The organism is Enterobacteriaceae bacterium Kacie_13 (assembly GCA_013457415.1).
Taxonomy (GTDB): domain Bacteria; phylum Pseudomonadota; class Gammaproteobacteria; order Enterobacterales; family Enterobacteriaceae; genus Rahnella.
In genome coordinates, this window is record CP045665.1 from 3,789,483 (window position 1) to 3,814,898 (window position 25,416).

Here is a 25,416-nt window from a genome sequence, read left to right on the forward strand (position 1 = left end):
TCAGGCTTTGGGTTTAACTGAAAAAATGGCGTCAAGTTTGTCACTGGCTTCCTGATACCCGCTGCTTTCATAAATCGCCTGCTGTAAATAGGCTTCCATTTGCGGATAAAGACGGATCGCGTTGTCCAGCAGCGGATCGCTGCCTGCGGCATAGGCGCCGACGCTCACCAAATCGCGATTGCGCTGGTAAGAGGAAAGTAACTGCTTGAAGTTTTGTACTTTTTTATAATGAACCGGCTCGATAAGTTCAGTCATCACACGGCTGATCGAGGCTTCAATATCGATCGCCGGATAGTGGCCCGATTCCGCCAGACGACGTGACAGCACAATGTGACCGTCGAGGATCGCCCGTGCGGAGTCGGCGATCGGATCCTGCTGATCATCACCTTCGGTCAGAACGGTATAAAACGCGGTGATCGACCCCCCCTCTTTCACGCCGTTACCGGCACGCTCCACCAGCGCAGGCAATTTTGCGAAAACGGAAGGCGGATAGCCTTTGGTGGCCGGGGGTTCGCCAATAGCCAGCGCGATTTCACGCTGTGCCATGGCATAACGGGTCAGAGAATCCATGATTAACAACACGTCCAGCCCGCGATCGCGAAAATCTTCGGCGATACGGGTGGCGTACACCGCGCCCTGCATACGCAGGATCGGCGAAACATCGGCAGGAGCAGCGATCACCACTGACCGCTTACGACCTTCTTGACCGAGAATATTCTCGATGAAATCTTTAACTTCGCGCCCGCGCTCGCCGATAAGCCCAACCACAATCACATCAGCCTTGGTATAACGCGCCATCATGCCAAGCAGGACACTTTTACCGACGCCGGATCCGGCAAACAGCCCCATACGCTGGCCGCGTCCGACGGTGAGCAAACCGTTGATAGCCCGCACACCGACATCCAGCACGTTTTTAATCGGGTCACGCAGTAGAGGATTCACTGGCGGAGTAAACAACGGGCCGTGCTGCAAGGTGACAGGCGCGGGTAATCCGTCGAGCGGGCGTGCGCTGGCGTCCAGTACACGCCCCAGCAGCTCAGGTCCGAGCGGCAGTTGCTTACCTTTCGCCGCCCCTTCACCGCTTTCCAGCGAATACACCCTTGCGCCGGGTAATACGCCATCAACATTTTCCAGCGGCATCAGATACAGAATCTGCCCGTTAAAGCCGACAACTTCGCTTTCGACTTTATCGATACCGGCGCGGGAATGACGTTCGACGATACACAACGTGCCGATAGGTAACTTCAGGCCAACGGCTTCCATCACCAGACCGGTCGCACGCGTCAGCTTGCCGTACTGGCGAAACGGCGGCAGTGAAGTGATGCGCTTCTCTTTACGGTCAATCACTTCCAGCCAGTTTTTCAGGCGCTGGGTCATGCGCAGTAGTCCTCTCGCGCCAGCTCGCACAGCTCCTGCCAGCGGGTATTCATTGTGGCATCGAACTCGCCTTCTTCTGACGTGATGCGGCAACCGCCCGGCAAAATATTCACGTCAGCGCGTAATTCCCAGCCCATCGACAGCAGCGATTTCCCGACGTTATCCTGCACCAGCGCAACATCATCAGGGTTTACCCACAGCACTGCGGCTCCCTTGAACAGAGATTCCTGCTGTAACAACTGCTGAATTTTCTCCAGCAGCACATCGTTGTCGCAGGTGATATTTTTGCCCAAAATCGAACGGGCGGCGGTCAGTGAGAGCTGCACCAGACGTGATGGGATCACACTGTCGAGGTTATCGAGCGAGATTTTGAATTCATGCAACAGTCGGGAAAAACGCTCACCGGTTTCGCGTTGTTGCGCACTGGATTCAGACAGCCCCTGCTCAAAACCGTCTTGTTTGCCCTGAGCAAAACCGGCCTCATAACCCTGCTTTTTCCCTTCTTCCACGCCGCGAGCCTGCCCCTGAGCAAACCCTTTCTGCTCGGCCTGCTGACGGAGGCGTGATAACTCAGCCTGCAAAAGTTCGTCGGACTGATACGCACCCGGCGTTTCGACTATTTCATGTTCCGGCTGGCTGAAATCATCGAGCAAATTTTGTGGCTGCCAGGCCTGCCAGTTCAATGGCTGATCACGATCAGACGTAGGCATCTTCACTTCCTCCGATCACAACTTCACCCGTCTCAGCCAGACGACGCACAATCAGCAGAATACTTTTCTGCTCGGCTTCGACCTGCGACATACGTATCGGCCCACGCGATCCCAGATCTTCCATCATGATATCCGCCTGACGACGGGACATATTGCGGAAGAACTTCTCGCGCAGCGGCGCATCGGCCCCTTTGAGTGCGACGATAAGGGATTCGTTTTCGATTTCCTGCAGAATGCGCTGGATACTGCGATCTTCGATTTCGACCAGATTTTCGAACAGGAACATCTCGTCGATAATTTTCTGCGCCAGCTCCTGATCGAAGTCGCGTACCGCTTCGATGGCAGACTCTTCCTGCTGGGTTTTCATCAGGTTGAGAATTTCCGCCGCAGGACGTACACCGCCCATTTTGCTGCGCTTGAGGTTCTGACCATGCAACAGGTTGTTGAGTACTTCGGTCAGTTCCTGCAATGCGGCTGGCTGAACGCCGCCGAAAGTCGCAATACGCAGCATGATGTCGTTGCGTTCCCGGTCGTCGAATTTGCTCAGGACATCCGCTGCCTGACCACGTTTGAGGTGCACCAGAATGGTAGCAATGATCTGCGGATGCTCGTCGCGGATAAGATCGAACACCGTCTGCGGTTCCATGAAATTGAGCGTTTCAATACCGTTAGTGCCCTGCTGAGTATCCAGCAAGTCTTCGAGCAGGCTCGACGCCCGCTCTTCGCCGAGCGCTTTCACCAGCACACTGCGCAGATAGTCATTGGTATTGACGCTCAGTGCGGCGTATTCACTGGAGTCTTGCTGGAATTCGCGCAACACATCAGCCAGTTGTTCATGGGTGAATCCCCCCATGTTGACCATCGAGCTGCTGATCAGTTTGACTTCGTGGGTGTTGAGGTGCTTGAACACTTCCGCCGCCAGTACATCACCGAGTGTCAGCATGACAATCGCACTTTTCTCAGAGGCATTCATTATGATTTCAGCTCCTTATTCATCCACTGGCGAATCACCAGCGCAATAACCCGCGGCTCCTGCTCAGCCAGTTCGCGCAGGCTTTGGGTGTTAATTTCCGTTTCAACGCGCTGCTCGGCTTTGGCCCTGACGCTGCTTTCGGCACGGCGGGTATTGGCATCAATTTCAGCCTGACGCGCCTGCTTTTCCAGCTCCAGACGTTGCAATACCAGTTCCTGATTACGCAACCAGGCGGGCTGTACAGCTTTACGCCACAGGAACCACGCGACGATGGCGATCAACAGGTAACGAGCGGCGGAAAGCAGCAGATTAATAAAGCCTTCCTGCTTCCAGAACGGCGGTGCGGCGTCCTCTTCCACTGCAGTAAACGGCGAGTTGACGATGTTGATGGTGTCGCCACGCGCAGCGGAATAGCCCATGGTCTCTTTCACCAGCGCATTGATCTGCTCAAGCTGCTCCGGCGTTAACGCCACCGGCACACCGTCTTTACCTGGCAGATAGTTGACCACTACAGCGACCGACAGGCGTTCGATACTGCCCGTACTGCGCTTGATATGTGTCAGGGTGCGGTCTAGCTCATAGTTGGTGGTGTTGTCTTTACGATTGTTAAACGGCATCGGCGTAGCGACAGTGGTTTCTGCCGTTCCTGCGCCATTACGTGCGGTGTTGTTGGCAGCATTCCCGCCGGCCGCTGCGCCCTGTGCAGGTTGATTCGGTGCCGGTACCTGAGTGATCGGCGCAGTAGCCGGGGTTGGCGGCTGATTGCTCAACGCGCCCGGAACCCCGCCAACGCCGTTTTTGCTGCCCTGCTCGGCATCACTGGTCTGACGGCTGCGGATGGCCATTTTGTCCGGTGCAGTATTTGGCTGGAACTGCTCGGCGGTCTGTTCATGTTGGGTGAAATCGAGCTGCGCGGTAACCTGCGCCTTGACGTTATTGCGCCCGACAATGGTGGCCAGAATGGTCTGGATACGCTGCTGATAATCGGCTTCCACTTCGCTGGTGTATTTCAGCTGTGTGGTCTGCATTGCCTGACCGCCGCTTTGCGTCAGTAAGTGCCCGCTTTGATCGACAATCGTGACGTTATCCGCATTCAACCCAGGCACTGCGCTCGAGATAAGATAGGTGATCGCACTGACCTGCCCGGAGTCCAGCGAACGGCCCTGGCTCAGCGTCACGGTCACGGACGCAGAGGCCAGTTTTTGTTCCCGTACAAACATTGACGGTTTTGGCATCGCCAGATGTACGCGAGCGTTCTGCACACTGCCCAGAGTTTCAATGGTGCGGGAAAGTTCCCCTTCCAGCGCACGCTGAAAGTTCACCTGCTCACTGAACTGGCTGATGCCGAACTTTTCCTGATCGAGTAATTCAAAACCGACAGCGCCGCCTTTTGGCAGTCCAAGCTGAGCGAGGGTCAGACGGGCCTCGTGCACCTTATTTTCAGGCACCATGATGGCGCCGCCTCTCTCCGCAAAGCGATAAGGCACATTCATTTGTGTTAATTGCGCCACGATAGCGCCGCCGTCCTGATCGCTGATATTGCTGTACAGAACCCGATAAGACGGAGATTTTGCCCAAAATATAAGGGCAATAATGATTGTGATCGCCACGGAGGCGCTGATAAGCAAAATAATTTTAGGGCTCGAACGAAGCCGTTCTAATGCTGCCATCAGACTCGCTGTATTCTTGTTTTTGATACCGTTTGTTGTGGCATTCATGCCGTAGTCCTGTAAATAAAATAAATGACGCAAAGCAGGCGTATTATTGCGAATCAGCACCCCGGTTACGGATAAGTGAAAGCGAAGCAGTAAATACACAGACAAATTTCCAGTCGCGTATTATGTTCTAATTGCGTTTTTTTTAAGCATCAATAAGCTGAAATTTCTGTCAGCTATTCGCATTATTTTATTTACCGAACCTTATGTTACGCTGCAGTTATTAAAAACCAATAGAAAGTATGCCGGCAGAGTCATCAGGCCGATATAAAGGAATTAATGATGTCTATTCAATCGATGAAAGGTGTTCTGGAACAAATTAGCTTTCAGGCGCAGCAAACTTCGGCCACTCAAAAAACGCCTTTCATTGCTGACAATAAAAATGTCGATAAAAAATTACAGTTTTCTGACATTTTATTCGAAAGCATTAACAGCATCAGCCAGGTACAGAACACGGCAAAGACACAGGCTCAGGACTATATGACCGGCGCGACAGACATTGGGCTGAACGATGTCATGGTCTCCATGCAAAAATCCTCCGTGGCATTGAATCTGGGCATCCAGGTGCGTAATAAAATGGTGAGCGCGTATCAGGAAATCATGAGTATGGGTGTGTAGTTCACTCTTATCCCCTCTGATAATCTATCCGATATTGAATCAGAGCATTTATAAGAACACAACGTAATAATATGGCCTGCTGGCCATTTTTCCTTTTTATCTGTGAATATCTTTCGCGCTCACATTTTCAGGAAACCGTCACCAATCTCGTCAATCCGTGAATAAGCGGGAAGAAATGACCGGTATTATCCCTTTGGGAACCATGCTCTATCAGTGACAGTTGAATAATAGAAATATGTACATTCAGGAAGAACTCTCAGATAAAGACTTACAGAAGATTAGCGAGTTAATTTATCAACGCGCTGGAATTGTATTAAATAGCCAGAAGCGTGACATGGTGTATAACCGCCTGTCCCGCCGGTTACGTGAATTAAAATTAACCAGTTTCACCGACTACGTGAAGCGTCTCGAGGCCAATCAGCAAAGTCAGGAATGGCAGGGGTTTATTAACGCCCTGACCACCAATCTGACCTCATTTTTCCGGGAGTCGTATCACTTCCCTATTTTGGCCGCGCATGCGCGCGCCCGTCCCAATTACACCGTGTGGTGTACGGCGGCGTCTACGGGGGAAGAACCTTGTTCTATCGCGATGACACTGGACGAAACTCTGGGTCGCAGTATTGCCGGGCCACGCGTGTGGGCCTCAGATATTGATACTGAAGTTTTGCAAAAGGCCACAGAGGCGGTCTACCGGCTATCCGACCTCGACAGTCTGAGCGTTGAGCAGAAGCGTAACTACTTTCTGCGCGGTACCGGCGAGCAGGAAAATCTGGTGAAAGTCAGAAAGGAGCTGCTGGCCAGCATCCGTTATCAGCACCTCAATTTGCTCGATGCTAACTGGGATGTTCCGGCACCGTTTGACGCCATATTTTGCCGCAACGTCATGATCTATTTCGACCAGAAGACACAGGAACAGCTGATGAACCGCTTCGCCAAAATGCTCAAACCCGGCGGCATTCTGTTTGCCGGTCATTCTGAACATTTTGGCGGCATGAATGGACCTTTCCGTCTGCGCGGTCAGTCGGTCTACGAGCTTGCACGGGAGAAGTGATGAAAAAGATACGCGTACTCTGTGTTGATGATTCCGCCCTCATTCGCAACATCATGAGCGAGATTGTGAATCATCAGTCTGATATGGAAATGGTCGCCACCGCGCCAGATCCGATCATTGCCCGGGATTTGATCAAGCAATTTAATCCGGATGTACTGACGCTGGACGTGGAAATGCCACGCATGGACGGTCTGGACTTCCTGGAGCGCCTGATGCGTCTGCGCCCTATGCCGGTCATTATGGTTTCCTCGCTGACCAGCAGGGGATCAGAGATAACACTGAGTGCACTGGAATTGGGTGCTGTCGATTTCGTGACTAAGCCTGAAATGGGGCTGAAAGACGGAATGATGCAATACGCCGAAATTATTGCCGAGAAGATCCGCATGGCGTCCAAAGTCCAGGTCAGTCGCCGCGAGCGTCATCCCGAGGCGCTAAAAGTGATTAACAGCCCGCTGGTCGGCAGCGAAAAAATTATTGCTATCGGCTCCTCTACCGGCGGCACCGAGGCGCTGCGTCAGGTGCTGCTGCCCATGCCGCTGACCAGTCCAGGCATTGTCATTGCCCAACATATGCCGCCCGGCTTCACCCGCTCCTTCGCCGAGCGGCTCGATAACCTGTGCCAGATTTCGGTGAAAGAGGGTGAGGACGGTGACCGCGTATTACCCGGCCACGCCTATATCGCGCCCGGCGATCTGCACATGGAGCTGGTGCGTAGCGGAGCCAATTACCACATCAAACTCAACCAGTCGCCGCCGGTTAACCGTCACCGTCCGGCAGTGGATGTGTTGTTCAAATCCGTCGCGAAATCGGCTGGAAAAAATGCGGTCGGCGCCATTTTGACCGGCATGGGCAGCGATGGTGCACAGGGATTACTGGAAATGCGTAAGTCAGGGGCTCACACCCTGGCGCAGAGCGAAAAAAGCTGCGTGGTCTTCGGCATGCCGCGGGAAGCCATTGCGCTGGAGGCGGTGTGCGAGGTGGTCGATCTCCATGAGATGACCCAGCGCATCCTCAATGGCGTGGTCGGTCAGGCCCGCAGAATCTGACACCGTTTTATCCGCCAAAGCCACCGGTTTTAGCGGGTGATGTTACTGTTTTATTTTGCGTCACCGTATTTCCAATACATTGTTTTGGATAATTTTTTACTATTAAAGGACGAGTAAATGGCTGATAAAAATTTGCGCTTTTTGGTTATTGATGATTTCGCCACCATGCGCCGGATTGTTCGAAACCTGCTACAGGATCTGGGCTTTAAAAATGTTGAAGAGGCCGAAGACGGTCAGGACGCGCTGACCAAGCTGCGTGCTTCCAGCTTCGATTTCGTGATAAGCGACTGGAACATGCCGAATCTCGATGGCCTGCAATTGCTCACTGAAATGCGCAAGGACGACAACCTGAAAGCCCTGCCCGTACTGATGGTGACCGCTGAAGCCAAAAAAGAAAATATTATTGCTGCCGCGCAGGCCGGTGCCAATGGTTATGTGGTGAAGCCTTTCACCGCAGCCACACTGGAAGAGAAGCTCAATAAAATCTTCGAAAAACTCGGGTGGTAACGACTGATGAAGACGACACAAAACCAGGAGTCCGCCAACAACTTCAAAGAAATCTTTTCCCGCATCGGCCAGCTGACCCGTCTGTTACGGGACAGTGTGGCGAATCTGGGGCTGGATCGCGCCATCATGGACGTGGCAGAAGCGATTCCTGACACGCGCGACCGCCTCAATTATGTGGTCGGAAAAACGTCGCAGGCGGCGGACCGCGCCCTTACCTGCGTGGAAATCGCCCGTCCGCTACAGGACGCCCTGAGTGAAGAATCCACCGCGTTAAAAGCCCGTTGGGATGCCTGGTTTGAATCACCGGTTGAGTTAGCACAGGCGCGCGAGCTGGTCAGCGATACCCGGGCTTTTCTGGACAACACCCCGAAAGTAGCCAGCCAGACCAACGAGCAACTGATGGAAATCATGATGGCGCAGGATTTCCAGGATCTCACCGGTCAGGTTATTCAGAACATGATGAAGCTGATTGAAAACGTTGAGCACGAACTGATTCAGGTTCTGGTCGAGAATATGCCGGGCATGATGCAGCCTTCCGTCAGTGAATCCAACGATAACCTGAAAAATGGCCCGCAGATTAATCAGTCAGGTGCAGGCATTGTTGCTTCGCAGGACCAGGTTGACGACCTGCTCGAAACCCTCGGGTTCTGAGCAACATGTCACAGGAAAGTGATGTAGAAAAAACAGAAGAACCCACCCCCACCAAGCTGTCAAAAGCCCGTGAGGAGGGTCAGGTTCCGCGCTCCAAAGAGCTGACCTCGCTGCTGATGCTGCTGGTCGGGTGGATGCTCATCATGCTCGGCGGTTCGCATCTGGCCGGAAAGCTCAGTTTACTGTTGCATAACGGGCTGACCTTTGACCGGCTGGTGATGCTCGATTCAGCACTGATGCTGCTGCGTGCCGGGGAGTTGTTCAGCATGGCTGTATTTTCCGTGCTGCCCATTTTGGTCGGGTTATTCATCACCGGAATGACCTCCCCCATGTTGCTGGGCGGGCTGAACATCAGCGGTAAATCGATAAAAGTGGATCTCAAGCGTTTGAATCCTTTATCAGGATTCAAACGCATGTTTTCGACGCAGGTTGTCTCCGAATTATTAAAAAGTCTGTTGAAAGTCATACTGGTCGGCTGTGCAGCGGCGATTTATATCCTCGCCAATAAGTCACACATGATCCAACTGATTTACGAGCCGGTCGCCATGGGCCTGAAAGATATGCGCGCCATTATTTCAGGCTGCCTGCTGGTGGTGATCCTGGCGCTCATTCCGCTGGTGGGTTACGACGTTTTTTATCAGATCATGAGCAATCTGAAGAAGCTACGTATGAGTCGTCAGGAAATCCGCGATGAATATAAACAGCAGGAAGGCGATCCGCACGTCAAAGGGCGAATCAAACAACTGCAACGTAACGCGGCGCGTCAGCGAATGATGGAAGACATTCCGCGGGCTGACGTCATCGTCAATAACCCGACACACTATTCGATCGCCCTTTGCTACAAAGAAGGCGGAACGGGTGCGCCATTAATGTTAGCCAAAGGCGCCGGGGATATTGCATTACGTATTCGTGAAGAAGCAGCCAAATACAAAATCCCCATGCTGGAAGCGCCGCCGCTGGCGCGTGCCCTGTACCGCCATTGCGAAATCGGTGAACAGATCCCGACCGAACTGTACGGTGCCGTCGCCGAAGTCCTCGCCTGGGTTTACGGCGTAAGGCGCTGGAAAAAAGGCAGCGGGATCCTCCCTAAAAAACCTGAGAACCTTCCGGTGCCTGCGGCACTGGACTTTGCACAAGAGAGTCACGAGTGATGGCCAATTTAGCCACCAAATTACGTTTACCCGATTTTAAGCAGACGCAGTGGCAAATACTGGCAGGCCCGGTATTGATCATGACAATTCTGTCGATGATGATTTTGCCTCTGCCTCCGTTCATTCTGGATTTACTGTTTACCTTCAATATCGTGCTGTCACTGATGATTTTGCTGGTCGCCATGTTTACGCAGAACACGCTGGAATTCTCCGCCTTCCCAACGGTTCTGCTGTTTTCGACCCTGTTGCGTCTGGCTTTAAACATCGCCTCCACCCGTATTATCCTGATGTACGGCCATACCGGAGAAGGCGCCGCAGGTCAGGTGATCGATGCCTTCGGCAACTTTTTGGTTGGCGGTAATTTTGCCATCGGCATTGTGGTCTTCGTCATTCTGATCATCATCAACTTTATGGTTATTACCAAAGGTGCCGGGCGTATTGCTGAAGTCGGCGCGCGTTTTGTCCTCGACGGGATGCCGGGCAAACAGATGGCAATCGATGCTGACCTGAATGCCGGGATCATCGGTGAGCAGGAAGCCAAAAAACGCCGCAGCGAAGTGACGCAGGAAGCCGATTTCTACGGTTCGATGGACGGTGCCAGTAAATTCGTGCGCGGCGATGCTATCGCCGGGTTGCTTATCATGGCGATTAACGTCATCGGCGGCCTGATGATTGGTACCCTGCAACACGGGATGACCTTTGGCGAAGCAGGCACGACTTACACGCTGCTGACCATCGGTGATGGTCTGGTGGCACAGATCCCGGGTCTTGTGATCTCTACCGCTGCCGGTGTGATCGTGACCCGCGTGGCTACCGAGGAAGACGTCGGCGAGCAAATGGTCAGCCAGCTGTTTAACAATCCGCGCGTAATGGTTCTGGCTGCCGGGGTTATCGGCCTGCTGGGGCTGGTTCCCGGCATGCCGAACTTTGTCTTCCTGCTGTTTACCGGCGGATTACTGGCATTAGCCTGGTGGATGCGCGGACGTCAGATGGATAATCCTGCCGGGACAAAACGCGCCATGAGCAAGGAAAGTCAGGCGTCGGCCAAAGCCGAAGCTGAGGCGGCACAGGCTAGTGAAGCCTCATGGTCCGACGTTCAGCATGAAGACGTGCTGGGTCTGGAAGTGGGTTACCGTCTGATCCCGATGGTGGACAGCGAACAAAAAGGTCAGCTGCTTACCCGAATTCGCGGTATCCGTAAAAAGTTTGCTCAGGAGATGGGCTTCCTGCCGCCGCCGGTGCATATCCGCGATAACCTGGATCTTGCGCCCACCGATTACCGTATTTTGCTTAAAGGTGTGGAAATTGGCCGTGGCGAAACCCAGCCAGAGCGCTGGATGGCAATCGATCCGGGCTGTGCAGAAGGTGAGTTACCGGGCGTACCCTGTCAGGATCCTGCCTTTGGTTTGCCTGCGGTCTGGATTGACGAGGTCATGCGCGAACGCGCGCAGGCGCTGGGTTATACCGTGGTGGATCCAAGCTCAGTGATCGCAACGCACCTCAATCACCTGATCTCATTGCACACCGATGAACTGTTTGGCCGTCAGGAAACGCAGCAACTGCTGGATCGTCTGACCAAAGACATGCCGAAGCTGGTGGAAGATCTGATCCCCGGCGTTATCTCGCTGACGACGTTCCATAAGGTTCTGCAAAACCTGCTCGCAGAGCGCATTTCAATCCGTGACGTGAGAACTATCATCGATACACTGGCGGAATTCTCAGGCGCGATCACCGATCCCGACGATCTGACCGCGCATGTACGCATCCGGCTGGGTCGTGCAATCACCCAAAAATGGTTCCCGGGTAATGACGAAATGCAGGTGATCGGGCTGGATCTTAATCTCGAAAGATTGCTGATCCAGGCCACACAGAGCGGCAGCGCGATCGAACCTGGGATTGCAGAAAATATTATGGTGCAGACGGAGAAAGCGATTTCGCAGCAGGAAGCCATCGGCGCACCGCTGGTTCTTCTGGTTAATCAGCCGTTGCGTTTCATGCTCTCACGTTTCCTGCGCCGCGTGTATCCCCAGCTGACCGTGTTATCGAATCAGGAAATCAGCAACAACCGCACCGTGCGGATGTCCTACATCATCGGCGGCAAAGAATGACGCTGCGTGGTCTGGTCTTTACGGTCTTGTTTTTTCCTCTGGCTACTTCGGCGGCCAGTGGTTCATGGAGCGGTGACTCTGTCGGCGGGAGTGTCAGCGTGGGCAACCAGACGTTATCAAGTCGTCCGTTAACGCCCACTATTCCTGCGGGAGCCAGCCTTAACCGCATTTCATGGCGCATTAGCCTGCTCTCTCCGGCACCGCCGGGTTTACAGATTAAACTGTGCAGTCAGGACAGATGTATTGTGCTGGATTCGCTGTCGGGGAGTAAAAAGGTCGGATCGACACTGACGGCACGCGGGCCATTTTATTTTGTGTATTCCGTGGCGAGTCAGGGTCAGCTATTGCCGCCCCTGAATGTGGTGAGAAATCAATTAACGATTAATTATTATTAACAAGTCACTGTTGCTGACTAAATTACCTGTTAAGAATAATCAGAGTGTAAACAGGGAGAGTGCATAACGAGAGGGGTGCTCAGAGTTATGCTAAGGCTATATTTGGATCATCCAAAATAGCCTCTCCGGGGTTTAATGGAACGCGGAGGTGAATTGTGATGAATAAGCCTCGCTGCACTTCTTCCCGCGATGTAAAGATGACATTTCTTTTTTCAACACATCAAGTCTGCTTCTCAATGTTTTTTCAATTTCACCTTCATTCTCAATCAGATTAGTCAGAATAAAGCTCAGATTCGCCTTCTCATCTGGCATAAGTTCTGCTGGCTGATTATTAATAACATTGTGTAACTTCGTAATATACACTTCGGCCAGCGGGATAAATTCGTCCCATTGCCCCTGTTTCACCATTTCAAGCAGATGCAGATTCAATTGATAAATGCCTTCATAATCTTCCGATACGCTATTACCCATAATTTTCCAGCCTTTTCTTAGGTTCAATTTCCTTCCATGTGGTGGCAAGGTTCGTCAGTATTTCACTCACGGCGGTGAGTTCTTCAGGTGAATTGCGCCGGTTCGCTTCCAGCAACGTTCGTGACATATAGTCATATAGCCTTTCCAGATCCGCAGCGATATGTTGCCCTTTCTCGTGATCCAGCGACGTTCGCAATCCGTTATCGATAATATTGATGGCACGAGAAATCATCTCTCCGCGTTTAGCAATATTACCCATTTCAAAATATATTTTAGCGCGCAGTACCGCGTTGACCGCGCCATCGAGCAGCATCGTAATCAGCTCATGCGGTGACGCCCCCGCCAGCTGGCTCTCCAGATCAACCTGAGCGTAGGCTTTACTTCCTGATTTCGAATACATGGTGACTCCGTGATTAATAAGCAGGAGAGTCACCCTCTCCTGCCGGTTAAATAATGAAAATTACTGCGGGCTCATTACTTGGTATTCAGTGAAGACAACATGCTGGCCATGGAGTTACTCAGGCTGTTCATTTTCGACATGGTGCTGTCCAGGTTCTGGAACTGAATTTTGTAACGCTCAACCTGCGCATCAATCAGCTTCTGAGTTTTATCCAGCTGGGTTTGCATGATTTTGACTTGCGCGTCCAGCCCCTCGGTGGAGGTTTTGATAATCCCCTCAGTCTTGGTGTCCGGATTACCGACGTATTTTTCGACGATAGTGCTGAGCTTCGTCGCCAGCCCCTCTTTTTCGCCACGGCCCATGAACATATCGCCAATGGCATCCGGGTTATCAGCAATGGCGGTATCGAGTTTGGATTCGTTGAGCGTCATCTGACCGGTAGCGGCATCAATTTTGATGCCCAGATCGGCCAGTGCGCTGACATCCGCATCGTTTTCACCATACACACCGTTAACAGTGGTACGCAGCTCGCTGACCATACCGCGCAGGGTAGAATCCCCCATCAGAGCGCCGTTCTGGCCATTCTGGGTAGCGATATCCTCGTCTTTCAGGCCAGCCGTTTCGTTAGGCACATATTTACTGGCAGCGGTGGTCAGTTTCAGTAACGCGTTGTACTTTTCGACAAAATCTTTGACGCTGGTTTTGATGGCAGATGAATCGCGGGTCAGCGTCAGCTGTTCTGAATCAGCGGTTTCTGAGGGCGCTTTCAGCGTCAGCGTTACCCCGGAAATAATGTCGCTGATGTTATTACTTGAGCGCGTATATTCGCTGCCATCGACGGTCAGTTTGGCATCCTGCGCGGCAGTCACCAGCTTCATTTTGTCGCCATTAGCTGGAGGGTTCGTTTCGCCACCGTTGCTGGTATTAAGCATATCGCCCAGAGCGGTGTCGCCTTCAACGCTGATGCTCATTTGACCGTCGGTACCGGTCTCTTTTGCACTGATGACCAGCTGATAACCGTCATTGGTTTTCTGCACAGAGGCACTAATATTACCGTCCTGCTTTTTAATCGCAGCGGCGATTTGGTTCAGCGACGTTTCATCTTTCTTCAGTTTTACTTCCGTCACCTTACCGTCGCCAGTGGTGATCTTGATGGTACGTTCCTCTGACGTTCCATCACCCTGCTGCGTATCGGCATCTTCACCCGCAGGCAGTTGCTGCGTGGCGAGCTTATGTGCCACAGCCAGTTGTGTTACGTGAACCGCATGGGTATCGGCGTTGGCGTCAGTCCCGGCGGTCGCCGTAAAGGCTTTATTCGTACTGACAGTTAGCGTGTTAAACGCATCATTCGTCAGCTTTTTAACACTGCCCTGCAGCGCCGACATCGACCCTGAAAGCGTTCCCCACGCAGAGATTTTGGATTTATAGCTATTCTGCATCAGGGTGTAAGGTTTCAGACGCATCTGCTCAGCAGCTTTGATTTGCTCGAGCATTGTGGCGGTATCCATACCTGCGCCGATACCTATCGATGAAAAGGAAGCCATTAAATTCTCCTGTTTAGAATGTATTTTTTGATGAAACTTCACTAATAAATATCGGTTGCCGCGTTTTAAAGTTTAATTTTTTGTCTTTCAACCATCAACCTTAAGACGCGTTAAAAACACTCCCTTCCTCTTTTCAATGAATAGATTTAGATTTCCATGGAATATTCTTATAAATATCTTTAGCTAATCCTTCAATTGCGCACACAAATGAATGCAATTCATCTGATTGCAAGAATAATAGAAAAAATTATTCATCAGAATATTCCTACCTAACCGGGCGACCCTCTTAATAGCCGTGCATTTACCCACCAGCTCAGAAATTAAATGCAAAAAAACACTTTAGAGTTTTTTGGGCGCTCCGATATTTTAAATATGCGAACAAAATAACGCATTACACATTTGCAATGAAGTTGCAGTGTTTCATTTACAACTCTGAGGAATATCTCAATGGCACAAGTTATTAATACCAACGCCCTGAGCCTGGTAGCACAGAACAACCTGAACAAATCCCAGTCTTCACTGGGCACGGCAATTCAGCGCCTCTCTTCCGGCGTGCGTATTAACAGCGCAAAAGACGATGCAGCGGGTCAGGCTATCAGCAACCGTTTCACCTCTAACATCAACGGCCTGACTCAGGCTTCCCGTAACGCCAACGACGGTATCTCCATTGCGCAGACCACCGAAGGCGCACTGAACGAAGTAAACGACAACCTGCAAAACATCCGTCGTCTGGCTGTGCAGGCGCAGAACGGCACTAACTCAGAATCTGACCGTAAATCCATTCAGGATGAGATCACCGCGCGTCTGGCTGAGATCAACCGTATCTCTGAACAGACTGAGTTCAACGGCGTGAAAGTGCTGAGCAAAGACCAGACCCTGAACATTCAGGTTGGCGCCAACGATGGCCAGTCTATCGAAATCAACCTGAACCAAATGAATGCCACGACTCTGGGCATGGACGGCTTCGATGCGACGAAAGTTGCCACTCAGCTGAGCGCAGGTTCCAAAGTAAGTGGTACTGATGCCGCCGGCGATGCCGTCAGCGTCAACATTAGCAGCGGTGATATCAATGCTATGAAAACGGCTGCATTCGGTGCCGGCGGTAGCGGTGAAATCTATTCAGCTAAAGATGCAAGCGGTAACACCGTGTATATGGCGGTGGGTAAAGACAGCACGGGCAGCGCGGTGGCCGTTACCGTTGATGCCGCCTTCAGCAAAGGTTCTGGTGGGGCAGCGGATTCAGTTGCCTTCACGGTGAGCACCGCTGCTGCGGATGCTGATATGCTGAAAGGCGTTGGCCAGATGAAAGCCATCGATGATGCACTGTCTCAGGTAGACGAACTGCGCTCCGGTCTGGGTGCGGTACAGAACCGTTTCGATTCTGTTATCAGCAACCTCAACAGCACCGTGAATAACCTGTCAGAATCCCGCTCGCGTATTCTGGATGCTGACTTCGCGTCTGAAGTGTCTAACATGAGCCGCGCGAACATCCTGCAGTCCGCAGGTGTGACCGTACTGGCACAGGCTAACCAGGTTCCGCAGAACGTATTGTCTCTGCTGCGCTAAGTAAGTTAGTTCTTAATACTCTCTTTAATACCCTCTGCCTTCGCGGGCAGGGGGTATTTTTCGTTAGGGACGTAAACGTTCATCGTTTCGGAAATAACCGCGTCTGCCAGACGGTGAAAAGCAATAAGTTGAATTGAAGACATAAATGACGCTATTTTATTGATTAACCCTCTTTAATAAAAATAATTAAAAAATCATTTTAGGGAAATATATTTCCACCGATATTTTAAATATGCGCAATGAATTACGCATCACTCAATCTCACTCCGTTGCAGTGTTAAATTTTAATATCTGAGGAAATAGATATGGCACAAGTTATTAATACCAACGCCCTGAGCCTGGTAGCACAGAACAACCTGAACAAATCCCAGTCTTCACTGGGCACGGCAATTCAGCGCCTCTCTTCCGGCGTGCGTATTAACAGCGCAAAAGACGATGCAGCGGGTCAGGCTATCAGCAACCGTTTCACCTCTAACATCAACGGCCTGACTCAGGCTTCCCGTAACGCCAACGACGGTATCTCCATTGCGCAGACCACCGAAGGCGCACTGAACGAAGTAAACGACAACCTGCAAAACATCCGTCGTCTGGCTGTGCAGGCGCAGAACGGCACTAACTCAGAATCTGACCGTAAATCCATTCAGGATGAGATCACCGCGCGTCTGGCTGAGATCAACCGTATCTCTGAACAGACTGAGTTCAACGGCGTGAAAGTGCTGAGCAAAGACCAGACCCTGAACATTCAGGTTGGCGCCAACGATGGCCAGTCTATCGAAATCAACCTGAACAAAATGAATGCCACGACTCTGGGCATGGACGGCTTCGATGCGACGAAAGTTGCCACTCAGCTGAGCACAGGTTCTAAAGTGAGCGGCATGTCAGGTGCAGATGCAGTCAATGTCAACCTGTCTTCCGGTGATATGCAGGCCATGAAAGATGCAGCATTCAGCACGGGCGGCAGCGGTGAAATTTACGCAACCAAAGACTCCACCGGCAACACCGTATACGTGGCAGTCGGTGTCGACGCTGCGGGCAGCGCGGTCAGCGTGCAGATGGATGCTACCTTCGTTAAAGGCACCGGTGGTGCAGCGGACAGCGTATCGTTCACCAAGGGTGCTGCTGCAACAGATGATCAACTGGCAGGCGTTGGCCAGCTGAAAGCCATCGATGATGCACTGTCTCAGGTAGATGAACTGCGCTCCGGTCTGGGTGCGGTACAGAACCGTTTCGATTCTGTTATCAGCAACCTCAACAGCACCGTGAATAACCTGTCAGAATCCCGCTCGCGTATTCTGGATGCTGACTTCGCGTCTGAAGTGTCTAACATGAGCCGCGCGAACATCCTGCAGTCCGCAGGCGTGACCGTACTGGCACAGGCTAACCAGGTTCCGCAGAACGTATTGTCTCTGCTGCGCTAAGTTAGTCAGTCAATTATCTTCAATCCCCTCCATCTTTGCAGATGGAGGGGATTTTTTATGACAAAGACTGATTTTATCTTTCCCCGTTAACATTGGATAAATATGAATAAGAAAACCATGAATATTAAAACGGATGCCGATTTCATCGGTTACGATAAATATCATCCCTATGCTAAACAGTTTCAGATATTGAAATATCGCGATGGTTTTCATAGCACGATCCCAACAGGTTTTTTCAGGGACTGGCTGGATGAGGAATCCACCACCGGGACGTTTTACATTGGTAAGGGTTCCGGGCTGGGTGTCGGGTCAGTAGTCAAATATGATGCGGGGATCCAAAGCCTGCGTGTAGGCCGTTTTGTGGCCGGAGGTTTGCGGCTGAAATTCTTGCTCAACGGCCAGCATGAGATGAAAACCATATCAACCGCGATGTTTTCTGTATTCGGACACGGCCTGACCAACACTCCTCCCCCTCAGTATGCAGACTCCATCATCAAAAATGATGTCTGGATTGGCGATGAGATGATGATGCTGGGCGGTGGAATTATTGAGAATGGGGTAGTGATTGGCGCGCGTTCCCTTTTGCCGCCTAATTTTCGCTCTGAGCCTTACGGTATTTATGCCGGAAGTCCGGCCAGGCTGGTGCGCTTCAGATTTTCGGAGAAAATTCGGGAAGCGTTAGTGGATATTGCCTGGTGGGATATGCCGAACTTGTTTTCCTGGGTGAAAGAGATGAACGGCTGCTTTACTTTTGATCTGACCCTGGATGAAGAGAAAACGCTGGATATCCTCAGGCTGGTCAAAGAGAAAAAACAGCTATGGATCAGAGATCATCAGCAATAAAAAAAGCGGCAGACAATCTGCCGCTTCAGCGCAATCATTACTGTTTACTGCGCTAAGGTATTACGCCGTTTCAGACTCAGCTTCAATGTGGAACACCGCCACCATGCTTTCCAACCCGGTGGTTTGTTCATCCATAATGGCTGTAATCGCAGAAGACTCCTCGACTAAGGCCGCGTTCTGTTGCGTCACCACATCCATCTGATTAATCGCCACCGCCACCTGCTGGATCCCCATATTCTGCTCTTCGGAAGCCTGGGTAATATCCTGCATGATATTGCTGACTTTACTGACCATCTCGACGATGTCGGTGATAGTATTTTTAGCGTTATCAACACGCTTACTGCCCGCTTCGGTATCTTGTACGGAATTTTCGATAAGGCCGCGGATCTCTTTTGAAGCATCCGCACTGCGCTGTGCCAGATGACGGACTTCACTCGCCACCACCGCAAAACCACGCCCCTGTTCACCGGCACGCGCAGCTTCAACCGCCGCATTCAACGCCAGAATATTGGTCTGCCCGGCAATGCCGTCGATCACTTTGATGATGTTGGAAATCTGGCTGGCATTGCTGGCGATCTGCCCCATAGAATGCACCACATCCACCATAATCGCTGACCCGCTGTCTGCCAGTGTTTTCGCATCCGTCGCCAGTTTGTTGGCTTCACGGGCGTGCGCGGTATTATTTTGTACCGTGGTTTTGATTTGCTCCATACTGGCGGCCGTTTGTTGCAAGGCACTGGCCTGCTCTTCGGTGCGGGAGGATAAATCATTATTACCGTGTGAAATCTCGACTGCGTTATGGCGGATATTGACCGCCACACTTTTCACCCCACCGATCATATTCACCAGTGCGAGGCGCATCCCTTCTATATTGGCGAATAATTTACCCATCTCATTGCGACCATAGTCCGGCACTTCTTTGGCGAGTTCACCCTGGCTTATTTCTGAGAAGACTTCTGATGCTTCGGCTAAACGATTCAGGATCATGCGGGTGATGTAACGGGAAAGGGAAATATACATCAAAATAAAGAGCACGATGACGAACGCCAGCGTTATCCACAGCGCATCGTGCAGAAAATCGGCCCGCTGCTGAAAACCGTTCATGACTTCCTCGCTTACTTGCAAATATTCTCCGGTCAGTGATTCAAGCTCGGTGATGAGGTTATCCGTCTCATTAATAATGGCCGCATCGCTCTTTAAATCCGCCATAAACCCCATGTAGTTATTCAAAACCTGAGTAAACAACGCGGCGGACTTTTTGGACAACTCTTCAGCCCTGGCGGTGTACTTTGGCGATTTCGCCCATTCGCCGACAAGGCGGCGTATTTCCTGATTGTGGGTATTGACTGCGTCATTCCACTCTTTAGACGCCTGTGAATGCGACAATGCCGCCGTTTTTAGAAATAACACATCACCACGCATCACCATCAGTTTATACATGGCCTGATCCACTAAAGCGACCCGGGTATGTAATTGGGCGGTATCTTCAAAATTACTTCTGGAAATATCGGAAATACGCAAACTAAGACCGGCAAGAACAATAAATGAAAACGCAATAATATAGAGATGGCACTGCACCATCTTTTTAATGCTCATGAATGATAACAAAATGATTTTCCCTTTAATAAATAAAGACTGAAGTTAATAGGATGTTTTTAAATTTCACATAAACCTGAAACAACAAAAGCCATCCGGTAAAGGAGGGCTTTCGTGGCGTTATCTAATAAAATGCGAGTTATATAATTATGATGTTATATTTTTTGCAAAAATGTTTTAGCGTTACGATGAGAACAAAATATTATTCATAAGCCGCTTCGGCCACTTTCTCGACAATTTCCATTTCTTCACTGTTGAGCAGTTTCTCAATATCCACCAGGATTAACATACGGTCGTCCAGTGAGCCCAGCCCCAGTAAATATTGGGTGGAGAGGGTCGCGGTAAAATCCGGTGCCGGTTTGATCTGTTCGGCACTCAGTGACAGCACATCAGACACACCATCAACCACGATGCCCACCACGCGGTCGAGCAGATTTAATACGATGGTCACCGTCTGATCATTGATCTCAGCGGAATCGAGCTGAAATTTAATACGCAGATCAATGATAGGCACGATCACGCCGCGCAGATTAGTGATCCCGGCAATAAAATCCGGTGAATTAGCAATACGCGTTACCCGGTCGTAACCGCGAATTTCCTGCACTTTAAGAATTTCGATGCCGTATTCTTCATTGCCCAGCGTAAAGACCAGATATTCCTGATCGACATTATTTTCGCCAAACTGTTTCTCTGTTCGGGACATATGCATTGGATCACCTCAAGGGGTCGTTACAAGTTGATGTTGTTTTGCCGCGAGCTTTTTATTTTTGCTCAACGTGATCAGTGCCACTACGTCCAGAATCAGTGCCACGCTGCCGTCACCCAGAATAGTGGCCGCTGAAATACCCGGGACTTTGCGATAATTCAGCTCGAGGTTTTTCACCACCACCTGATGCTGACCGATAAGTTGATCGACCAGTAAGGCATAGCGACAACCGGCACTTTCCAGAATCACCGCAATGCCGTCGCTGGCCTGCTGAACATCACTTTTAATATTGAAGACCTGATGCAGTTCCACCAGTGGCAGATATTCCCCGCGAACCAGCAGCATCTGTTCGTCACCCGCCATGCGGTAAAGGGCGCTTTCAGAAGGTTTCAGGGATTCCATGACCGTACCGAGTGGCAGGACATATATTTCGTCGCCAACCCGAACGGACATGCCGTCGAGGATCGCCAGCGTCAGGGGCAGGATGATGCGGATAGTGGTGCCTTTATCCTGCTCGGAATGAATTTCAACGTGGCCGCCCATGGCCAGGATATTCCTGCGCACGACGTCCATACCGACGCCGCGCCCGGACACATCGGTGACTTTTTCAGCCGTCGAGAATCCGGCGGCGAAAATAAGCATCCAGATCTCTTTGTCACTCCAGTTATCACTGACGGCAAGCCCCTGCGCCTGAGCGCGGGCAAGGATCTTCAGACGATTAAGACCAGCACCGTCGTCGATCACCTCAATCACGATGCTGCCACCATGATGTTCAGCTGAAAGCGTCAGATTACCTCTGACCGGTTTGCCTTTCGCAAGGCGGACGTCAGTCGGTTCAATACCGTGATCCAGACTGTTACGCACCAGATGCGTCAGGGGATCGATAATCCGTTCAATCAGGCTCTTATCAAGCTCTGCAGAACCGCCTTTCAGCGTCAGTTCGATATCTTTATTCAGCTTACTACCGAGGTCATGCACCAGACGGGGGAAACGGCTGAAAACGTACTCCATCGGCATCATGCGAATCGACATCACCGATTCTTGCAGATCGCGCGCATTGCGCTCCATCTGCCCGATGCTGCTGATGAGCTGATCGTGCAACTGCGGATCCAACACACCGGAAAGCTGTGACAGCATGGCCTGCGTAATGATCAATTCGCCGACCTGATTGATGATTTGATCGACCTTCTCCACCGCCACGCGCAGACTGCTGGATTCCGCTGACGTCGGGCGGGCGGCCGGTTTTGGTCTGGCTGTCGCTTCAGGTTTAGATGTGGGTGGGGAGACAGGTGTCGAAACAGGTACTTGCGGTGTCTCTTCGCGCGGCGGCGGGACAGGCGCTGTCGCAGTCATCGGTTGTGCGCTGCCGGAGGTAATGGTGATTTGCTCCGGTTCCAGCACAAAACATAAGACGGCCTGAATATCATCGGCAGAGACGCCGGTTTGTAACTCAACCTGTAACGTATCCGCCTGCTGCTGATGACCGAGCACATCGCCCAGATTTGCCAGCTCTTCAAGCAGGACGGTTTTATCGGATTCGGACAACGCACGAAGAGTGACGGTCAGCAGACCGGAAGCGGGTTCAGGCGCTTTGGGTGGCTCAACGGGGGCTGATACCGGCGTCGCTTGTGGCTTATCTTCCAGAGCAATCTGGCGCAGGGCTTCACAGATATAGCGGAAAGTCTCCTGGTCAGGCTCCTGCGATGATTTATACGCATCAAGCTGATCTTGCATAATATCTTTGCTCTCCAGAAACAAATTTATGATGTCGGTACTTAAGCGCAATTCCCCACGCCGTGCGTCATCTAACAGGTTTTCCATGATGTGCGTTGTTTCCTGCAACACCGTAAAACCAAAGGTGCCGGCTCCGCCTTTAATGGAGTGGGCAGCGCGGAAAATAGCATTCAGCATTTCCGTATCAGGTGAGGCAAAATCAAGCTCCAGCAGGTGCCTTTCCATATCCGCCAGCAGTTCATCAGCTTCATCAAAAAATGTTTGGTAAAAATCACTGATGTCCATCTTAGTCACCCTGCCCTTGCGACGACGTTTGTAGAGGGTTCACCGGAATTACAGACGCTGGCGGCACATCATTGCTACCCGACATCTTTTTCAGCTCAGCTTTTATTTTCTCGCTGCCCTGATTGTCGGAGGCATGTTGTACAACCGTATCCTCATCCAGAATGGATTTTTCTTTTTTCATGCTGAGCACCAGGATGCTGATACGCCGGTTAACCGGATCATCAGGTCGGAGATTTTCCAGGCTCATTTTGTCGGCGGTGCCGATCACGCGCAGGAATTTGTTATCCGCCAGTCCGGAGGAGACCAGGGTCCGGCGTGAGGCATTGGCGCGATCTGACGACAGCTCCCAGTTGCCATAACCCGCTTCGCCGTTGGCGTAAGGCAGGGAATCCGTGTGTCCTGTCAGCGTGATCCGGTTGGGCAGATCGTTAAGCACCGGTACCAGCGCCTGCAGGATCCCGCGCATATAAGGTTCCGGCGTTTTGCTGCCCACTTTGAACATCGGGCGCTCCTGAGTATCGATGATCTGAATTAGCAATCCGTCATCGGTCAGAGAGAGCCGCAAATTGGACTGGAAGTCGCTCAGACGCGGATCGTTGTGGATCAAACTTTCGAGTTTTTCATGCGCCCGCTGTAAATTCTGGGCATTCTTTTTCTTGTCCAGCTGGCTCAGGGTTTGTTTGAGCACTTCGCCATCCTGCTTCATAAAGTCATCCCCACCGCCGGGGATCACGCTGTCACTGACGCTGGTTTTATTACCACCGGTTAACGCCATCTTTAGCGGCATCTGAAAATATTCTGCGATTTGCTCACGCTGTAAGGGAGTCGAAGAAGACAGCAGCCACATAACCAGAAAGAAGGCCATCATCGCGGTCATAAAATCGGCGTAAGCAATTTTCCATGAGCCGCCGTGGTGCGCGTGCTTATGCTTTTTGCGTTTGCGGATCACGATCACCGGGCCAGGGGATTTATTCATGATGCATTGCTTTCCGAATTGGCCGAGGATTTCGCCTCGCGCACGTGGTCTTCCAGTTCAACAAAGGTCGGACGTTCGCTGGAGAAGAGCGTTTTACGGCCAAATTCCACGGCGATTTGCGGCGCATAACCGTTCATGCTGGAAAGCAATGTCACTTTGATGCATTGCAGCATCTTGATCTGTTCGGCGCTCTTTTGACGCAGCAAAGATGCCAGCGGCAGGACAAAGCCGTAAGCCAGTAAAATCCCGAGGAAGGTTCCGACCATGGCATGAGCAATCAGTTCGCCAAGCTCAGCTGCCGGACGATCGGCTGCCGCCAGAGCATTAACCACGCCCATGACCGCCGCCACGATACCGAACGCCGGGAAAGCATCCCCTATCACATTCAGGCTGCTGGCAGGCACTTCATGTTCGTGCTCACAGGTTTCAATCTCCTCATCCATCAGCGCTTCAATTTCAAAGGAATTCATACTGCCGCTGATCATCAGGCGCAGATAATCGACGACGAAATTCATCAGCGAGGCATCGGCCAGTAAGCGGGGATAAGCGGAAAAAATGGGGCTGTTCTGCGGGTCTTCAATGTCTCTTTCCAGATTCATCATGCCGGTCTGCCGCGCTTTGGTCAGCAGCAGGAACATCATGGCCATCAGATCCATATAGAGCGCTTTGCTATAGCGCGAGCCCTTTAAGAGATGCGGAAAAGAGTGCAGCGTGGCTTTAATTGATTTGCCATTATTACCGACAATAAAAGCGCCTACCCCGGCGCCTCCGATAATTAATAGCTCTGCAGGTTGATAAAGGGCCCCCAACTGACCACCGGTGATCATAAAACCACCGAAGACACAAAGAGTGACGACGACGTATCCAAGAATGACTAGCACATGTGCTCCTTAAGTAATTCAATATCCAGATCTGACCCATGTGTTCACTGGCCATAAAATTGGCATACGGGGAGGCCGTATCACTTATTGGCGACACCTGGTTTAAACGTGATTTTTATTAACGGCTTATCTTGTCGTCGCGCAGGCAAAATGCTCCACAGGGGAAAGAGGAACTTTGCATTTCTTAATTGCACGTGAAGGAGGACTGCATAAGCTACAGGTAAATGGGTTCTTTGAGTGCTCAGATGTGACGATAAAACCGCCACCACAAATACAACATTCTGTATGTTCTATAATTCCGCAATCGATGAACCGCAATAATGTCCATGCACGCGTGAGTCCCAGTACCTGTTTTTCACCCGGCGGCGTCGGACACTGTTCCAGATATAAGCGATAGGCTTTAACCGTGGCTTCAATCGGCCGGCAGGGTTCCGTTTTTTGCAGATAAAGATGGATGTTATAGAACATAGATGAATGAATATTTTGCTCCCAGGACATGAACCAGTCCTCTGAGAATGGCAACATTCCTTTGGGAGGTGGGCATCCTCGGAGTTCTTTATAAAGTCGCAATAATCTTCTGCGACTCAGGCTGGTTTCACTTTCCAGCATCTGCATACGGGCACCAAATGAGATGAGTTCCATCGCAATCTGTACTTCTTTAATTTCCTGTAAAATACTTTTTTCACTCATAATC

At 51.3% G+C, this 25,416-nt stretch carries 24 protein-coding genes; 11 read left to right on the plus strand and 13 right to left on the minus strand.

Annotated features, from left to right (window positions below):
- Genes fliI through fliF form a run of 4 tightly spaced genes read right to left on the minus strand, consistent with a single transcriptional unit; the run spans position 1 to position 4,778 of the window.
- Complete coding sequence (gene fliI, locus GE278_17280; protein QLK62416.1) at positions 1-1,377, minus strand: flagellum-specific ATP synthase FliI; 1,377 nt, start codon at positions 1,375-1,377, stop codon at positions 1-3.
- A complete protein-coding gene (gene fliH, locus GE278_17285) occupies positions 1,374-2,087 on the minus strand; it encodes a flagellar assembly protein FliH (GenBank protein ID QLK62417.1) in 714 nt (237 codons plus the stop codon). The genes fliI and fliH overlap by 4 nt, the downstream gene beginning before the upstream one ends.
- Entirely contained in the window at positions 2,074-3,060 is a 987-nt protein-coding gene (fliG, locus tag GE278_17290; protein QLK62418.1) for a flagellar motor switch protein FliG, read from the minus strand. The genes fliH and fliG overlap by 14 nt, the downstream gene beginning before the upstream one ends.
- Positions 3,060-4,778 (minus strand): flagellar basal body M-ring protein FliF, encoded by a 1,719-nt coding sequence (fliF, locus tag GE278_17295; GenBank protein QLK62419.1) that lies wholly within the window; start codon positions 4,776-4,778, stop codon positions 3,060-3,062. Before fliF ends, fliG begins: the two co-directional genes overlap by 1 nt.
- A 279-nt stretch (positions 4,779-5,057) precedes the next feature.
- Between fliF and fliE the strand changes: the two genes are divergently transcribed.
- The 8 genes from fliE to GE278_17335 all read left to right on the plus strand — a co-directional run bounded on the left by fliE (position 5,058) and on the right by GE278_17335 (position 12,302).
- On the plus strand, positions 5,058-5,393 hold the full coding sequence (fliE, locus tag GE278_17300; protein QLK63325.1) for a flagellar hook-basal body complex protein FliE: 336 nt from the start codon (positions 5,058-5,060) through the stop codon (positions 5,391-5,393).
- 235 nt (positions 5,394-5,628) lie between these two features.
- Entirely contained in the window at positions 5,629-6,444 is an 816-nt protein-coding gene (locus tag GE278_17305) for a chemotaxis protein-glutamate O-methyltransferase (GenBank protein ID QLK62420.1), read from the plus strand.
- Positions 6,444-7,490, plus strand: a complete 1,047-nt coding sequence (gene cheB / locus GE278_17310) for a chemotaxis-specific protein-glutamate methyltransferase CheB (protein ID QLK62421.1) — start codon at positions 6,444-6,446, stop codon at positions 7,488-7,490. Before GE278_17305 ends, cheB begins: the two co-directional genes overlap by 1 nt.
- 117 nt (positions 7,491-7,607) lie before the next feature.
- Positions 7,608-7,997: a chemotaxis protein CheY gene (gene cheY, locus GE278_17315; protein QLK62422.1), complete on the plus strand. Its 390-nt coding sequence runs from the start codon at positions 7,608-7,610 to the stop codon at positions 7,995-7,997.
- A 6-nt stretch (positions 7,998-8,003) separates the two neighbouring features.
- Complete coding sequence (gene cheZ / locus GE278_17320; GenBank protein ID QLK62423.1) at positions 8,004-8,648, plus strand: protein phosphatase CheZ; 645 nt, start codon at positions 8,004-8,006, stop codon at positions 8,646-8,648.
- A 5-nt stretch (positions 8,649-8,653) separates the two neighbouring features.
- Positions 8,654-9,799: a flagellar type III secretion system protein FlhB gene (gene flhB / locus GE278_17325; GenBank protein QLK62424.1), complete on the plus strand. Its 1,146-nt coding sequence runs from the start codon at positions 8,654-8,656 to the stop codon at positions 9,797-9,799.
- Positions 9,799-11,907 (plus strand): flagellar biosynthesis protein FlhA, encoded by a 2,109-nt coding sequence (gene flhA, locus GE278_17330; protein QLK63326.1) that lies wholly within the window; start codon positions 9,799-9,801, stop codon positions 11,905-11,907. The genes flhB and flhA overlap by 1 nt, the downstream gene beginning before the upstream one ends.
- On the plus strand, positions 11,904-12,302 hold the full coding sequence (locus GE278_17335; GenBank protein QLK62425.1) for a flagellar protein FlhE: 399 nt from the start codon (positions 11,904-11,906) through the stop codon (positions 12,300-12,302). Before flhA ends, GE278_17335 begins: the two co-directional genes overlap by 4 nt.
- A 132-nt stretch (positions 12,303-12,434) precedes the next feature.
- Here GE278_17335 and GE278_17340 read toward each other — a convergent pair whose 3' ends face one another.
- The 3 genes from GE278_17340 to fliD form a co-directional block, all read right to left on the minus strand.
- Positions 12,435-12,710, minus strand: coding sequence for a flagellar protein FliT (locus GE278_17340; protein QLK63327.1), 276 nt, complete (start codon positions 12,708-12,710; stop codon positions 12,435-12,437).
- A gap of 55 nt (positions 12,711-12,765) precedes the next feature.
- Positions 12,766-13,173 (minus strand): flagellar export chaperone FliS, encoded by a 408-nt coding sequence (gene fliS / locus GE278_17345; GenBank protein ID QLK62426.1) that lies wholly within the window; start codon positions 13,171-13,173, stop codon positions 12,766-12,768.
- 74 nt (positions 13,174-13,247) lie between these two features.
- The gene (gene fliD, locus GE278_17350; protein ID QLK62427.1) at positions 13,248-14,717 is read right to left on the minus strand and encodes a flagellar filament capping protein FliD; all 1,470 of its coding nucleotides are present in this window, start codon (positions 14,715-14,717) and stop codon (positions 13,248-13,250) included.
- A gap of 447 nt (positions 14,718-15,164) precedes the next feature.
- On the opposite strand from fliD, the gene GE278_17355 reads away from it, so the two are divergent.
- The 3 genes from GE278_17355 (at position 15,165) to GE278_17365 (ending at position 18,544) form a co-directional block, all read left to right on the plus strand.
- The gene (locus GE278_17355; protein QLK62428.1) at positions 15,165-16,283 is read left to right on the plus strand and encodes a FliC/FljB family flagellin; all 1,119 of its coding nucleotides are present in this window, start codon (positions 15,165-15,167) and stop codon (positions 16,281-16,283) included.
- A gap of 305 nt (positions 16,284-16,588) precedes the next feature.
- The gene (locus GE278_17360) at positions 16,589-17,701 is read left to right on the plus strand and encodes a FliC/FljB family flagellin (protein QLK62429.1); all 1,113 of its coding nucleotides are present in this window, start codon (positions 16,589-16,591) and stop codon (positions 17,699-17,701) included.
- A gap of 117 nt (positions 17,702-17,818) precedes the next feature.
- Entirely contained in the window at positions 17,819-18,544 is a 726-nt protein-coding gene (locus GE278_17365) for an acetyltransferase (GenBank protein ID QLK62430.1), read from the plus strand.
- 60 nt (positions 18,545-18,604) lie between these two features.
- Here GE278_17365 and GE278_17370 read toward each other — a convergent pair whose 3' ends face one another.
- From GE278_17370 to flhC, 6 genes are all read right to left on the minus strand, one after another.
- Positions 18,605-20,140: a HAMP domain-containing protein gene (locus GE278_17370; GenBank protein ID QLK62431.1), complete on the minus strand. Its 1,536-nt coding sequence runs from the start codon at positions 20,138-20,140 to the stop codon at positions 18,605-18,607.
- A gap of 202 nt (positions 20,141-20,342) precedes the next feature.
- Positions 20,343-20,849 (minus strand): chemotaxis protein CheW, encoded by a 507-nt coding sequence (gene cheW, locus GE278_17375; protein QLK62432.1) that lies wholly within the window; start codon positions 20,847-20,849, stop codon positions 20,343-20,345.
- A gap of 9 nt (positions 20,850-20,858) precedes the next feature.
- Complete coding sequence (gene cheA, locus GE278_17380) at positions 20,859-22,865, minus strand: chemotaxis protein CheA (protein ID QLK62433.1); 2,007 nt, start codon at positions 22,863-22,865, stop codon at positions 20,859-20,861.
- Position 22,866: 1 nt separating this feature from the next.
- Positions 22,867-23,841 carry a flagellar motor protein MotB gene (gene motB, locus GE278_17385; protein ID QLK62434.1) on the minus strand — a complete coding sequence of 325 codons (975 nt, stop codon included), beginning with the start codon at positions 23,839-23,841 and terminating at the stop codon, positions 22,867-22,869.
- Positions 23,838-24,722 carry a flagellar motor stator protein MotA gene (gene motA / locus GE278_17390; GenBank protein QLK62435.1) on the minus strand — a complete coding sequence of 295 codons (885 nt, stop codon included), beginning with the start codon at positions 24,720-24,722 and terminating at the stop codon, positions 23,838-23,840. Before motA ends, motB begins: the two co-directional genes overlap by 4 nt.
- 126 nt (positions 24,723-24,848) lie before the next feature.
- Complete coding sequence (gene flhC, locus GE278_17395; GenBank protein ID QLK62436.1) at positions 24,849-25,412, minus strand: flagellar transcriptional regulator FlhC; 564 nt, start codon at positions 25,410-25,412, stop codon at positions 24,849-24,851.
- Between the last annotated feature and the right edge of the window lie 4 nt (positions 25,413-25,416).